11 protein-coding genes are annotated in these 14082 nt (G+C 62.9%); 10 read left to right on the forward strand and 1 reads right to left on the reverse strand.

All coding sequences use genetic code 11. From position 1 onward, the window contains the following. Positions 1-144 precede the first annotated feature (144 nt). The 10 genes from YH62_RS21925 to clpB all read left to right on the forward strand — a co-directional run bounded on the left by YH62_RS21925 (position 145) and on the right by clpB (position 11606). Positions 145-1419, forward strand: coding sequence for an aspartate kinase (locus YH62_RS21925; protein WP_046796387.1), 1275 nt, complete (start codon positions 145-147; stop codon positions 1417-1419). An 84-nt stretch (positions 1420-1503) separates the two neighbouring features. Next, positions 1504-3771: a phosphoenolpyruvate--protein phosphotransferase gene (gene ptsP, locus YH62_RS21930; RefSeq protein ID WP_046796388.1), complete on the forward strand. Its 2268-nt coding sequence runs from the start codon at positions 1504-1506 to the stop codon at positions 3769-3771. A 33-nt stretch (positions 3772-3804) separates the two neighbouring features. Then, positions 3805-4887, forward strand: a complete 1083-nt coding sequence (gene prfA, locus YH62_RS21935) for a peptide chain release factor 1 (protein WP_046796389.1) — start codon at positions 3805-3807, stop codon at positions 4885-4887. After that, the gene (prmC, locus tag YH62_RS21940; protein ID WP_046796390.1) at positions 4884-5747 is read left to right on the forward strand and encodes a peptide chain release factor N(5)-glutamine methyltransferase; all 864 of its coding nucleotides are present in this window, start codon (positions 4884-4886) and stop codon (positions 5745-5747) included. Before prfA ends, prmC begins: the two co-directional genes overlap by 4 nt. A gap of 321 nt (positions 5748-6068) precedes the next feature. Next, the gene (locus YH62_RS21945; RefSeq protein WP_046796391.1) at positions 6069-6845 is read left to right on the forward strand and encodes a DUF4167 domain-containing protein; all 777 of its coding nucleotides are present in this window, start codon (positions 6069-6071) and stop codon (positions 6843-6845) included. A 157-nt stretch (positions 6846-7002) separates the two neighbouring features. Further along, positions 7003-7326 (forward strand): metalloregulator ArsR/SmtB family transcription factor, encoded by a 324-nt coding sequence (locus YH62_RS21950; RefSeq protein ID WP_046796392.1) that lies wholly within the window; start codon positions 7003-7005, stop codon positions 7324-7326. Next, positions 7323-7733: an SRPBCC domain-containing protein gene (locus tag YH62_RS21955; RefSeq protein ID WP_046796393.1), complete on the forward strand. Its 411-nt coding sequence runs from the start codon at positions 7323-7325 to the stop codon at positions 7731-7733. The genes YH62_RS21950 and YH62_RS21955 overlap by 4 nt, the downstream gene beginning before the upstream one ends. A gap of 90 nt (positions 7734-7823) precedes the next feature. Beyond that, the gene (locus YH62_RS21960; RefSeq protein WP_046796394.1) at positions 7824-8054 is read left to right on the forward strand and encodes a hypothetical protein; all 231 of its coding nucleotides are present in this window, start codon (positions 7824-7826) and stop codon (positions 8052-8054) included. A 102-nt stretch (positions 8055-8156) separates the two neighbouring features. After that, a complete protein-coding gene (locus YH62_RS21965; RefSeq protein WP_046796395.1) occupies positions 8157-8813 on the forward strand; it encodes a LysE family translocator in 657 nt (218 codons plus the stop codon). 192 nt (positions 8814-9005) lie between these two features. After that, on the forward strand, positions 9006-11606 hold the full coding sequence (gene clpB, locus YH62_RS21970) for an ATP-dependent chaperone ClpB (protein WP_046796396.1): 2601 nt from the start codon (positions 9006-9008) through the stop codon (positions 11604-11606). 81 nt (positions 11607-11687) lie between these two features. On the opposite strand, the gene YH62_RS21975 is transcribed toward clpB, so the two are convergent. Further along, positions 11688-13625 (reverse strand): M23 family metallopeptidase, encoded by a 1938-nt coding sequence (locus YH62_RS21975; protein WP_046796397.1) that lies wholly within the window; start codon positions 13623-13625, stop codon positions 11688-11690. Between the last annotated feature and the right edge of the window lie 457 nt (positions 13626-14082).

The raw sequence follows: 14082 nt of genomic DNA on the forward strand, positions 1-14082 counted from the left end.
CCCTCATATATGAGCTGCCCATTGCGCGGCCCCCGCCTTTTCGCTAAGAGACCCCCGCAACTTTATGCCTTCGTCACAGAGGCGGTTTGAAAGCAGACGCTCCCCCAAGGTTTCCGGGGCGCGAACGGGTGGGATTGGTCAGTTATGGCTCGCATCGTCATGAAGTTCGGCGGCACGTCCGTCGCCAATCTCGAACGCATCCACAATGTCGCGCGCCATGTGAAACGCGAGGTCGAGGCGGGCCACGAGGTGGCGGTCGTCGTATCGGCCATGTCGGGCAAGACCAACGAACTCGTCGGCTGGGTCGAGGGGATGCCCAAGGTGACGGGCGCCAACTCGCCCTTCTACGACGCGCGCGAATACGACACGATCGTGGCTTCGGGCGAGCAGGTGACCTCCGGTCTCCTGGCGATCGCGCTGCAATCCATGGGCATCAACGCGCGCTCCTGGCAGGGCTGGCAGATCCCGATCCGCACCGACAGCGCCCATGGCGCAGCGCGCATCCTGGAGATCGACGGTTCCGATATCATCAAGCGGATGGGCGAGGGGCAGGTGGCTGTGGTCGCCGGCTTCCAGGGGCTCGGCCCCGACAACCGCATCGCCACGCTCGGCCGCGGCGGTTCCGATACGTCCGCGGTGGCGATCGCCGCGGCGGTCAAGGCCGACCGGTGCGATATCTATACGGACGTGGACGGAGTATATACGACCGATCCGCGCATCGTGCCTGCCGCCCGTCGGATGAAGAAAGTCTCCTTCGAGGAAATGCTGGAAATGGCATCCCTCGGCTCGAAGGTCCTGCAGGTGCGTTCGGTCGAGCTTGCCATGGTCTTCAAGGTCCGCACCTTCGTGCGCTCCAGTTTCGAAGATCCCGATGCGCCGGGCATGGGCGACCTGCTTAACCCACCCGGCACTTTGATTTGCGACGAGGAAGAAATCGTGGAACAGGAAGTCGTCACCGGCATCGCCTATGCCAAGGATGAAGCGCAGATTTCGCTCCGGCGCCTTGCCGACCGCCCCGGCGTATCCGCCGCGATCTTCGGCCCGCTCGCCGAAGCGCATATCAACGTGGACATGATCGTGCAGAACACGTCGGAAGACGGTTCGAAGACCGACATGACCTTCACGGTTCCCTCCGGCGACGTGCAGAAGGCGCTCAAGGTTCTGGGGGAGAACAAGGAAACGATCGGCTTCGACGTCGCCCAGAACGAATCAGGGCTGGCCAAGGTTTCGGTGATCGGCATCGGCATGCGCAGCCATGCGGGCGTGGCCGCGCAAGCTTTTAAGGCACTTGCCGAAAAAGGCATCAACATAAAGGCGATCACTACCTCGGAAATCAAGATTTCCATCCTGATCGACGGCGCTTACTCCGAACTCGCCGTTCGGACTTTGCATTCCACCTACGGTCTGGATAAGAGTTGATTGTGAGCCGGCTCGACGCGCTTTGATTTTTCCTCGGCGCGGCGTATTCGGATGTGAGACGTCGTTTCGGGAGAACTATGGCCGATGAGAGATCTGTCGGCGGGTCCACGCGTTCTGCTCAGGCGCCTGCGCGAATTGATGGCGGAGCCGCTTGATCCGCAGGAGCGGCTTGACCGGATCGTCCGTCAGATCGCCAGCAACATGGTGGCCGAGGTCTGCTCGGTCTATGTGCTGCGCTCCGACGGCGTGCTCGAGCTCTATGCGACCGAGGGCCTGAAGAAGGAAGCCGTCCACCTTTCGCAGCTGAAGATGGGGCAGGGCCTCGTCGGCACCATCGCCGCATCGGCCCAGCCGCTCAACCTTTCCGACGCGCAGGCGCACCCCGCCTTCCGCTATCTCCCGGAAACGGGCGAGGAAATCTACCATTCCTTCCTTGGCGTTCCTATCTTGAGAGCCGGCCGCACTTTGGGCGTTCTCGTCGTCCAGAACCGGGCCAGCCGAAACTATCGCGAGGACGAAGTCGAGGCGCTTGAAACCACGGCAATGGTAATCGCCGAGATGATCGCGACCGGAGAACTTAAGAAGATAACCCGGCCGGGCCTCGAACTCGACCTCACCCGCGCGGTGACGATCGAGGGAGACGGTTATAACGAAGGCATCGGATTGGGCCACGTGGTGCTGCACGAGCCGCGCGTCGTCGTAACCAATCTCCTGAACGAGGACGCGGAAAACGAGATCACGCGGCTTGCCGAAGCGCTGGGTAGCTTACGCATATCCATCGACGACATGCTGTCGCGCCGCGAAGTCGCCCAGGAGGGCGAGCATCGCGAGGTGCTGGAAACCTATCGCATGTTCGCGCACGACCAGGGCTGGGTGCGCCGCATGGAAGAGGCGATCCATAACGGGCTGACCGCCGAAGCGGCGGTGGAGAAGGTGCAGAGCGACACCAAGGCGCGCATGCTGCGCCTGACCGATCCCTATCTGCGCGAGCGCATGCACGATTTCGACGACCTCGCCAACCGGCTGCTTCGGCAGCTCACCGGGTATAGCGGCCGCACGGTCGATGAGGGCTTCCCGAACGATGCGATCGTACTGGCTCGCGCCATGGGCGCGGCGGAGCTGCTCGATTATCCGCGCATGAACCTGCGCGGCCTGGTGCTGGAGGACGGCGCCGTCACCAGCCATGTGGTGATCGTGGCGCGCGCCATGGGCATTCCGGTGGTCGGCCAGGCGGCCGGCGTCGTCGCGCTCGCCGAGAACGGCGATCCGGTCATCATCGACGGCGATGACGGGCAGGTGCATTTGCGGCCGATGGTGGACCTGCAGAAGGCCTATGGCGAGAAGGTGCGGCTGAGAGCCCGCAGGCAGGAACAGTTCCGCGCGCTCCGCACGGTTGAGCCGGTCACCAAGGACGGCAAGCGCATAAGCCTGCAGATGAATGCCGGCCTGATGGTCGACCTGCCGCAGCTTGCCGAATCCGGCGCCGACGGCATCGGGCTTTTCCGGACCGAGCTGCAATTCATGATCTCCTCGACCATGCCGAAGATGGAGGAGCAGGAGGCCTTCTACCGCAATGTGCTGAGGCAGGCGGCCGGCCGGCCGGTGACCTTCCGCACGCTGGATATCGGCGGCGACAAGGTGCTCCCCTATTTCCGCAGCCATGACGAGGAGAACCCGGCGCTCGGCTGGCGGGCGATCCGCCTTTCGCTCGACCGGCCGGGACTGCTGCGCACGCAGCTGCGGGCGCTGCTGAGAGCCTCGGCGGGAGCCGAGCTGAAGATGATGCTGCCGATGGTGACCGAGGTTGCGGAAATCCATGCGGTGCGCGAACTGATGCAGAAGGAAGTGCAGCATCTTTCGAAGTTCGGCTACGGCCTGCCGCGCAAGCTGCAGTTCGGCGCCATGCTGGAAGTGCCGGCGCTGATGTGGCAGCTCGACGAGCTGATGGCGGAGGTGGATTTCGTCTCGGTGGGATCGAACGACCTCCTGCAGTTCACCATGGCCGCCGATCGCGGAAACGCCCGCGTCTCCGACCGGTTCGACAATCTGGGCAAGCCGTTCCTGCGTATCCTGCGCGATATCGTGCGGGCTTCGGAGCGGAACAACACGCCGGTCACGCTCTGCGGCGAGATGGCGGGCAAGCCGCTCTCGGCCATGGCGCTGATCGGGCTTGGTTTCCGCTCGGTCTCGATGGCGGCGACCTCGATCGGGCCCATCAAGGCGATGCTGCTTGCGCTCGACGCGGACAAGCTCTCGGCCGAACTGCATGCCGTGCTCGACGATACCGGATCATCGGAGCCGGTGCGCGACCTGCTGGTCCGGTTCGCCGAGACCAATAACATCCCGGTTTAGCGGGCAACAATAACAAGAACGGAGTAGGTCAGGGTGGCGAAGCTTCCTGTTGAAAAGATGCGTGAACTGGAGCGCCGCTTCGGCGAGATCGAGGCGCGCATGTCCGCGGGGCCTTCCGCCGAAGTTTATGTGAAGCTGGCTTCGGAATATTCCGAGCTTCAGCCGGTGGTGCGCAAGATCCGCGATTACGAGAAGGCGGTCGCCGAGGTGGCGGGTCTTCGTGCCATGCTTGCCGACAAGGCGACGGACCGCGAGATGCGCGAGCTTGCCGAAATGGAGCTGCCGGAGGCTGAGGAGAGTGTCGAGGCGTTGGAAAAGGACATGCAGATCCTTCTCCTGCCGAAGGATGCGGCCGACGAGAAGAGCGCCATTCTGGAAATCCGCGCCGGCACCGGCGGCAACGAGGCGGCGCTCTTTGCCGGCGATCTGTTCCGCATGTATGAGCGCTATGCCAGCACGCATGGCTGGAAGGTGGAAGTGCTTTCCGCCAGCGAGGGCGAAGCGGGCGGCTACCGGGAAATCATCGCGACGGTTACCGGGCGCGGGGTTTTCTCGAAGCTGAAGTTCGAATCCGGCGTGCATCGCGTCCAGCGGGTGCCGGACACGGAAACGCAAGGGCGCATCCACACCTCGGCGGCGACCGTGGCGGTGCTGCCCGAGGCGGAAGAGATCGACATCGAAATCCGCCCCGAAGACATCCGCATCGACACGATGCGCTCCTCCGGTGCGGGCGGCCAGCACGTCAACACGACCGATTCCGCCGTGCGCATCACCCACCTGCCGACCGGCCTGGTGGTGACCAGCTCGGAGAAATCGCAGCACCAGAACCGCGCCAAGGCGATGCAGGTGCTGCGCTCGCGGCTTTTCGACATGGAGCGGCAGAAGGCCGACAGCGAGCGCTCCGCCGACCGCAAGAGCCAGGTCGGTTCCGGCGACCGTTCCGAACGCATCCGGACCTATAATTTTCCGCAGGGGCGGGTGACCGACCACCGCATCAACCTGACGCTCTACAAGCTCGATCGCATGATCGAAGGCGAGATCGATGAACTGGTCGATGCGCTGATCGCGGACTACCAGGCGGGCCAGCTCGCCCGGCTCGGAGAGAACCAGAGATGACGAGGCTCGACGCCGCAGTGGCCGAGGCCCGCGCCAGGTTTTCGGCGGCCGGACTTGCTGATGCGGCGATCGAGGCACGGATGCTGATCGGCGGACTGCTAGGGCTCTCCAATACGGAGGTTTTCACCGGCGGCGACCGGCTGTTGACCGAGGCCGAACAGGAGAAAATCGCGCAAGCGGTGGAGCGGCGCTTGAAAAGGGAGCCCGTGCACCGCATATTAGGGATACGTGAATTCCATGGCATGGAGCTCCTGATCTCGAAGGAGACATTGGAGCCTCGCCCGGACACCGAAATCCTGGTGGATTCGATGCTGCCTCACGTGAGGCGGATTGTCGCAGGGAAGGGCTCGGCCCTCCTGCTCGACATCGGTACGGGCACCGGCGCGATTGCGCTTTCGTTTTTGAAGGAATTTCCGCAACTTAGCGGGGTTGGAAGCGATATCTCGCAAGACGCGCTCGAGACCGCCGCACGCAATGCGGAACGGCTGGGAATGGCCGCAAGGTTCCAAACGGTGCGCAGTACATGGTTTGAAAATATTTCGGGGCGCTTTGACATAATCGCGTCAAATCCCCCATATATACGCAGCGATGTTATCCCCGCACTGGAACCGGAAGTCCGGGATTTCGATCCGCTGGCGGCGCTCGACGGAGGGCCCGATGGACTCGATGCCTATCGCGCGATTGCCGCGGAGGCAGGAAATTTCCTCCAGGAGGACGGCGTATTAGGCGTCGAGATCGGATTCGACCAGAAGCGAGCCGTCACCGACATTTTTGCTTCCCATGGCTTTGTGCTTCGCGAAGCGGTGCGCGACTATGGCGGCAATGATCGGGTGCTCGTGTTTTCAATCGATCGGCAATGATGTTGACCAGCGAAAGAAAAGGCTTGGATTTCCGGATGAAGCGGGATAGCGTGACAGCACGCATCGGGGCGGCTGGGAATGAACAGCGATTCGTTCGGGTTATAAGGTCAACCCCAAAGCCTGCTCTTTTCGAAGAGTTGCGAAGGTTGAGCAAACCCGGTGCGTGATTCAGTTAATTCGACTTTCACAAGCGGCAGGACGCTTTTTCCGCCCTGTGCGCGGCGCGCGAAGTCTTGCTCCGGCTCGACGCTGGAACGGCCGCGCGGCCCTTTACCAGCGATGACAGATTATCAGCGTAGACAGAGAATTGGTGAACGATAGATGAGGCCAGGACAGCAGAACAAACGCGGTCGAGGGCGCGGCAGCAACAATGGCGGCGGCGGCGGCGGTAACAACAACAACTTCAACCGCAAGGGTGGCAATCCGCTGACGCGGACTTACGATAGCTCGGGTCCCGATCTGAAAATCCGCGGAACCGCCCAGCATATCGCCGAGAAGTATTCGGCTCTGGCCCGCGATGCCCAGAGCTCCGGCGACCGGGTGATGGCCGAGAACTATCTCCAGCACGCCGAGCACTATAACCGGATCATCGCGGCCGCCCAGGCCCAGATGCAGGAGCGCTTCCAGCGCGACGACCGCCACGACTACAACGACCGCGACGGCAATCTGGATCAGGACGATCTGGATATGGCCGATACCGATGATACTGGCTCGTCGCAGCCGGTGATCGCCGAAGCGCAGCCGGAGCAGCCGCAGGAACAGCGCAACGAGCAGCGTTCCCGCGAAGGTCGCCCCCGCGACCAGCAGCCGCGCCGCGAGCGCCGTCCGGAGCCCGCTCCGGCCGCCGAGGCCACCGACGATGGCAGCGGCCCGCAGCCCGTGATCGAGGGTACGCCGGCGGAAGTCGCCGTCGAGGAAGAACAGCAGGCAGAAGCCGCTCCGCGCCGCCGCCGCAATGCCGGCAATCGCGCGCGTCGTCCGCGCCGCGGCGAGACCGCTGACGAGGGCGAGGAAGCAGCAGCCGGTTCCGCCGACGAGTCAGGCGAATCCGGTGAAGTCCCGCAGCCGCCTATATTGGCTGCTGCCGCTTCGGAATAAGCGCAGGCTTCAGAGACTGACAAAAAATAAAACTCCGGCCGAAAGGCCGGAGTTTTTTTCGTCTTGAGGAACCGCGTTGATGTTTCGCGCTGCCGCTTGACTCACTCATAGCTCGTCGGTTATGGATTTCTCATAGCCAACGAGTTATGGGTTTGTTATGTCTGAACCCCACGATGTCCTTTTCAGAACACTTGCCGATCCGACGCGGCGGGCCATTTTCGAGCGGCTCTGCCGCGACGGAGACCAGACGGTTGCGGCCCTGACGGCCGGGGCCGGGGTTTCCCAACCGGCCGTCTCGAAACATCTCGGGGTTCTGAAGCAGGCGGGGTTGGTTCGCGACCGCCACCAAGGACGGAACACGCATTATAGCGCCCAACTCGACGCGCTCGCGCCGCTGATCGACTGGACAAGCCAGATGACCGGCTTCTGGCAGGGCCGGTTCGACGCCCTGGAAGACTTGCTCAAAAGGATGGACCAATGAACGAAATGTCGACCGAAACGCTTTCCGTCGTTCTCGAACGAGAGGTGTCGTATCCGCCGGAAAAGATCTGGCGCGCGCTCACGCAACCGCATCTGATCGAGGAGTGGCTGATGACGAACGATTTCAAACCCGAGAAGGGGCATCGTTTCAATCTTCGCGCCGATTGGGGCGCCGTCGACTGTGAGGTCCAGGCGATCGAGCCGCACAAGATACTGGTCTATAGCTGGGATACCAAGGACCTCAAGAGCACCGTCACCTGGACGCTTACCCCCACGGATAGCGGAACCCAGATCCGCATGGAGCAGTCGGGCTTCCGGCCGGATCAGCAGCCGTATTTCCGGGGCGCCCATGCCGGTTGGCCGAGGTTCCTCGACGCGATGGAACGGGTTCTGGAGCGGCTGGACTGAAATCCAAGGGAACTTTTTTGCGCATGTCGCGCAAAACCGCTGCACACTTTTGCGCGACATGCGTCAGATTTCGTTTTTAGGGAGGTCGGATTGAACTGGAACAAATGGATTCGGCAAGTCCACCGTTGGCTGTCCGTCATCTTTACGGTGACCGTCATCGCCAACTTTGCTTCTTTCGGGCTGGCGGGAGAGCCTCCCGCCTGGGTGGTCTACTCGCCATTGCCGCCGCTTTTCCTGCTGCTGTTCACCGGGCTCTACATGTTCGCGCTGCCCTATGCCGATATGTGGCGCAGGGCACGGCGTGCGGTCGAAATCGAGTGAACGGATTGGCGGGCATAGGGTCAGGGTAAAGGCACGGGATCGCCCGGATAGCGAAACTCCAGGGTTGCGGGAACCTCCACCACCCGCGGGAGTTCCAGGGCAATGCCAGATCCCGCTACCTATGCCGCATTTCTCGGCGCCGTGCTTGCCTATCAATTGTCCGGAGTGGGTCCGGACATGATGCTCGTCATCAGCCGTGGCATCGGGCAGGGGAGAAAGGCCGCTCTTGCCACGGCCTTCGGCTGCGTCGCGGCGGGCGCAATTCAGATACCCCTGCTGGCAATGGGTCTTGCCACCGTCATCATATCCTCGCCGCCGCTCTACAAAGCCATGCAATTGATCGGCGCGGCCTATCTGATCTATCTCGGAATACGTTTCCTGGCCGCCGGCGGGAAGACGGCCTCGGGCGACATGCAGGATCGTGTCGGGTCGCCGTCGCTTGCCGGCTCTTTCCGGCAGGGCGTCATCTGCAATCTGACAAATCCCACGGCGCTTTCCTTCATGCTCGCGGTCCTTCCGCAATTCGTGCACCCGTCCGCAGGCTCCGCGGCGCTGCAGTTTTTCGTTCTCGGTGCGACAATGAAGCTGACGGGACTGCTCATTCTCGGCACGGTGGCTCTGACGTCGGGGGCGTTCAAGGATTGGATGTCGCGCAACACGTCCTTCGTGGTCTGGCAACAGCGTATCGCGGGCGGCATCATGATCGCATTCGGCGTGAGACTGCTGCTTTCTCCCGCTTCGCCCTCCCTTCACCGCTGAGCCGTTCCGGCTGACGGCGGAGCCAGATGGCCAGGGGCGAAAAGCTATCCGGCTGATCCTTTAAATCCGTGAAATCACCTACCATATCTCCGTCAGCGCCGAGTTGATCGGCGGGGGCTCGCCTTCGGGGAGCCCGATCTCAACCATCGGCCTGTGCCTCAGGAAGGGCAGGGCGATTCAGGAGGTATAGGCATGAATATAGAGAAATATTCCGAGCGCGTGCGGGGCTTCCTGCAATCGGCGCAGACCCAGGCGCTGGCCTCGGGTCACCAGCAGTTCGCGCCCGAACACGTATTGAAGGTTCTGCTCGACGACGACCAGGGCATGGTGGCCTCGCTGATCGAGCGCGCCGGCGGCAACGCCAAGGAGGCGCGCATCGCCAACGATGCGGCGCTCGCCAAGCTGCCGAAGGTTTCCGGCGGCAACGGCCAGATCTATCTTTCCCAGCCGCTCGCCAAGGTGTTTTCGACGGCCGAAGAGGCAGCCAAGAAGTCTGGCGACAGTTTCGTCACCGTCGAGCGGCTGCTGCTTGCGCTTGCCATCGAAAGCTCGGCCTCGACCTCCGCGAGCCTGAAAAAAGCAGGCGTGACCGCGCAAGGGCTGAACCAGGTCATCAACGAGCTGCGCAAGGGCCGCACGGCCGACAGCGCCAATGCCGAACAGGGCTTCGACGCGCTGAAGAAATATGCGCGCGACCTGACGGCCGAAGCCCGCGAAGGCAGGCTCGACCCGGTCATCGGCCGCGACGACGAGATCCGCCGCACGATCCAGGTTCTTTCCCGCCGCACCAAGAACAACCCCGTTCTGATCGGCGAGCCCGGCGTTGGCAAGACGGCGATCGCCGAAGGCCTGGCGCTCAGGATCGTCAACGGCGACGTGCCGGAAAGCCTGAAGGACAAGCGGCTGATGGCGCTCGACATGGGTGCGCTTATCGCCGGCGCGAAATATCGCGGCGAGTTCGAGGAGCGACTGAAGGCGGTGCTCAACGAGGTGCAGGCCGAAAACGGCGAGATCATCCTGTTCATCGACGAGATGCACACGCTGGTGGGCGCCGGCAAGTCCGAAGGCGCTATGGATGCCTCGAACCTCCTGAAGCCGGCGCTCGCGCGCGGCGAGCTGCACTGCGTCGGCGCCACCACGCTCGACGAGTACCGCAAGCATGTGGAGAAGGACGCCGCACTTGCCCGCCGGTTCCAGCCCGTCATGGTGGACGAGCCGACGGTCGAGGACACGATCTCGATCCTGCGCGGGTTGAAGGAAAAATATGAGCAGCACCACAAGGTCCGCATCTCGGATTCGGCGCTCGTGGCTGCCGCGACGCTTTCCAATCGCTACATCACCGACCGTTTCCTGCCGGACAAGGCGATCGACCTGATGGACGAGGCCGCCTCGCGGCTGCGCATGCAGGTGGATTCCAAACCCGAAGAGCTCGATGAGCTCGACCGGCGCATCATCCAGCTCAAGATCGAGCGGGAGGCGCTCAAGAAGGAAACCGACAGCGCCTCGGCCGACCGCCTGGCGCGCCTGGAAACCGAACTCACCTCGCTCGAGGAAGAGGCGGATGCGCTGACCGCCCGCTGGCAGGCGGAAAAGCAGAAGCTCGGCCTTGCCGCCGACTTGAAGAAGCAGCTCGACGAGGCCCGCAACGAACTGGCGATCGCCCAGCGCAAGGGCGAGTTCCAGCGCGCCGGCGAGCTTGCCTATGGCGTGATCCCGGGGCTCGAAAAGGAGCTGAAGGAAGCCGAGGAGCGCGACAGCGCCGCCGCATCTATGGTGCAGGAGGTCGTGACGCCGGACAATATCGCCCATGTGGTTTCCCGCTGGACGGGCATTCCCGTGGACAGGATGCTGGAAGGCGAGCGCGAAAAGCTTCTGCGCATGGAGGACGAGCTGGCGAAAGCTGTCGTCGGCCAGGGCGACGCCGTGCAGGCGGTCTCGCGTGCGGTCCGCCGCTCGCGCGCCGGCCTGCAGGACCCGAACCGGCCGATCGGCTCGTTCATCTTCCTCGGTCCGACCGGCGTCGGCAAGACGGAGCTGACCAAGACTCTCGCCCGTTTCCTCTTCGACGACGAGACGGCGATGGTGCGGCTCGACATGTCGGAATACATGGAGAAGCACTCCGTGGCCCGGCTGATCGGCGCGCCTCCCGGCTATGTCGGCTACGAGGAAGGCGGCGCGCTGACGGAGGCCGTTCGCCGCAAGCCCTACCAGGTCGTGCTGTTCGACGAGATCGAGAAGGCGCATCCGGACGTGTTCAACGTCCTCCTGCAGGTGCTCGACGACGGGCGCCTGACGGACGGGCAGGGCCGCACAGTCGACTTCAGGAACACGATCATCATCATGACCTCGAATATCGGCGCGACCTATCTCACCGAATTGCCGGAAGGCCAGGACGTGGAAGCGGTGCGCGAGCCGGTGATGGAGATGGTGCGGGCGCATTTCAGGCCGGAATTCCTGAACCGCGTCGACGAGATCATCCTCTTCCACCGCCTGCGCCGCGAGGACATGGGCGCGATCGTCGACATCCAGATGAAGCGGCTGGTTTCGCTTCTGGCGGAGCGGAAGATCGTTATCGACCTCGGAGAAGACGCCCGCGACTGGCTGGCGGCCAAGGGATACGATCCGGTCTATGGCGCACGGCCGCTGAAGCGGGTGATACAGAAGTTCATCCAGGACCCGCTGGCCGAGCAGATCCTCGGAGGGCAGATCCCGGATGGTTCGATGGTGGCGGTGAGCTCCGGTTCTGACCGGCTGCTCTTCCGCGTCGAGCGCGACGTCAGCGAAGCTGCATAAGCCGGAGCGTCGAGAAACGAACGAAAGGCGGCCCACAAGGCCGCCTTTTTCGTCGTACGCTATGACTTACCGAAGCTGATATTACCGGCTGGCGACTTTGTCCGATTGCCCGCTCGTACCGAGCAGCGCATCGACGCGCTTGCGCTCTTCCTCGAAGCGGGCGAGTTGGCGACCGGTGAGCGAGCTGCCGCCGGGAAGGCGGATCTTCATCGCGTCCACCTTGGTGCCGTTGACGATCAGCTCGTAATGCAGATGCGCGCCGGTGGACTGGCCGGTCGAGCCGACATAACCGATGACCTGGCCCTGGGTTACCTTCGCGCCGGGCCTGACGCCCTTGGCGATGGCGCTCTGGTGATTATAGGAGGATTCGTAGCCGTTGGCATGCCGCACGATAGTCTGGTTGCCGTAGCCGGAAGACCAGCCGGCCGATTCCACGACGCCATTGCCGGTCGCGATGATCGGCGTACCGCGCGGTGCAGCCCAGTCAGTGCCGGTATGCATGCGCGAAAAGCCGAGGATCGGATGGCGCCGCATGCCGAAGCCCGAGGTCAGGCGGCCGTTCGGCACGGGGTTGCGCAACAGGAACTGCCGGATGCTCTTGCCCTCGGCATCATAGTAATCCACCGAGCCGTCTTCCGGGTTCTGGAAGCGGTAGAAGCGGGTATGCGTGTCGCCGAAACGGGCGTTGACGTAGAGCAGCTCGGATTCACGGGTCGCCTGACCCTTCTCGTCGGCCACGGAGAAGAAGGCCTCCACGCTGTCGGTCGGCTTCAACTGCGCCTGCAGGTCGACGCTGCTCGCAAGCAGCTTTACCAAGAGGCCGGTCATATCCGTCGTCATGCCGTAGGAGAGGGCGGCGCGATAGATGCCGTCATAGACGCGCGGCAGTTCCCGGCCGGCTATGATCTGCGGCGGCTGCTCGCTGAAGGCCGATGCGACCGCATCGAGCATCTGCGGTTCATGCCCGTCGACGAAACGTCCGTGGTCATCGACCGCCACCGTCACGACATGATCGCCGCGGTGATAGACGCTGGCGCGAACGACCAATACCATGTCGCCTTCCTGAAGCACGCCGATGCGCAGCACGTCACCGGTGGAGAGTTCCTTCTTACCGAGGCGCTGCTCCAGATAGGTTCCGATCTCGTCGGCCTTGCCCTTGGGATAACCCACTTCCGTCAGCGCGGCGGCAATCGGCATGTCGCGGCGGATGGGGATGACGTCGTCGGCATATTCCCGCGTCTTCGGCGTGAACGGCTCGGAGGCCGAAACGGTCATGTTCTGCTCGACGATGCGGGCGGCCAGTCCGGCGGTGATGTCGAGATCGCCTTCATTGTCGGCGGAGAAGCGGCGCGGGTCCACGTAATAGAGCGCGGAAAGCTGCGCATTGCCATCCGCCAGGACCGAGCCGTTGGAGCGGACATTCTCCTCCACCTCCTCCAGCGTCATCGAGGGCGCGTATGCATAGGTCGCATCCTTCACGGGGAAGGCGACAGTCTGCAGGCTGACCTCTGATTCGACTTCCGAGCCATAGATCGCGCCGGTGCGGCTGGCCGCGGGGGAGCTTTCGGCGGAGGCGAAGATCTTCAAGGGATCGAAGGAAGGATAGTCTTCCTGAGCCACGTGATTGACCGCGAGGTTCATCTTCACATGGGCGAAAGGCTTGCGGCGGATGACTTCCTTATTGCCCTCGTGAACGACGGTGGCCACTTCCATGACCTTCCGGTCCGTCGGCATGGCCACGATATTGCCGCCGAGCAGACGGCCGCCGCGGGAAACCTCGCCATCCCCATCATCGGCGGGAAGAGCGGCGGATGCCTCGGCGGGTATCGCGAGCTGCTGGCGGCCGTCGAGAGCGGCAAACAATGCGACGCCCATAAGGATAGAAGAGGTGATGCCCGTCAGGAAGGTTCCGGAGAGCCAGCGAAAGGAAATCTCACGCCGGTCGGGCGCGCGCCTGCCATCGGCAAGGATCGGCGGTTCGTTGCCAAGCGAACGGATCATACTGCGCGCCGTCGTCATCCGGTTCGTCAAATCCCCTTGGTACTGCCGGCAGATCGAGCCCCCCGCGCCGGACGTGGGCCAAACATGTGCCCGTTTCGGCGCCGGGAGTCAAACTCTCCGCGGCGGCATACGCCTCTTGAAATCGGGTTGCGAATCCCCATCTAAAGACTGCTAATCATGAGATTGTGAATTTGTCGGGGCAGTTTCGGGGCGTTCCACAGGAAGCGTCGCGAGCGGCCCGGGAAAAATGTCGTGGAAGCGGCTCCTTTTCCGGACAAATTCTGAGTGGTTTCGAATTTTCCAAGAAAAATCAGCTACTTGTCAGATTTCTTGGATTTTTGAAAACAACGCTGTTGACTTGTTTCCGGGGCTCCGCTTATAACGCCGCTCACTGAACGAGGGCGGCGGCGCTGCTGGCGACGAAGTCCTTTGTTCTAGAGAAATCCTAGAGATTGGCTGACGCTGATTGGAGCCG

Source organism: Rhizobium sp. LC145 (assembly GCF_001005825.1).
Lineage (GTDB): Bacteria > Pseudomonadota > Alphaproteobacteria > Rhizobiales > Rhizobiaceae > Neorhizobium.

Excerpts from the sequence above, each read along its gene's own strand:
- YH62_RS21950 (WP_046796392.1), top strand. The coding sequence starts at position 7,003 with ATGTCTGAACCCCACGATGTCCTTTTCAGAACACTTGCCGATCCGACG.
- clpB (WP_046796396.1), top strand. The coding sequence starts at position 9,006 with ATGAATATAGAGAAATATTCCGAGCGCGTGCGGGGCTTCCTGCAATCG.
- prmC (WP_046796390.1), top strand. The coding sequence starts at position 4,884 with ATGACGAGGCTCGACGCCGCAGTGGCCGAGGCCCGCGCCAGGTTTTCG.
- YH62_RS21925 (WP_046796387.1), top strand. The coding sequence starts at position 145 with ATGGCTCGCATCGTCATGAAGTTCGGCGGCACGTCCGTCGCCAATCTC.
- YH62_RS21965 (WP_046796395.1), top strand. The coding sequence starts at position 8,157 with ATGCCAGATCCCGCTACCTATGCCGCATTTCTCGGCGCCGTGCTTGCC.
- YH62_RS21955 (WP_046796393.1), top strand. The coding sequence starts at position 7,323 with ATGAACGAAATGTCGACCGAAACGCTTTCCGTCGTTCTCGAACGAGAG.
- YH62_RS21975 (WP_046796397.1), bottom strand. The coding sequence starts at position 13,625 with ATGACGACGGCGCGCAGTATGATCCGTTCGCTTGGCAACGAACCGCCG.
- ptsP (WP_046796388.1), top strand. The coding sequence starts at position 1,504 with ATGAGAGATCTGTCGGCGGGTCCACGCGTTCTGCTCAGGCGCCTGCGC.
- YH62_RS21945 (WP_046796391.1), top strand. The coding sequence starts at position 6,069 with ATGAGGCCAGGACAGCAGAACAAACGCGGTCGAGGGCGCGGCAGCAAC.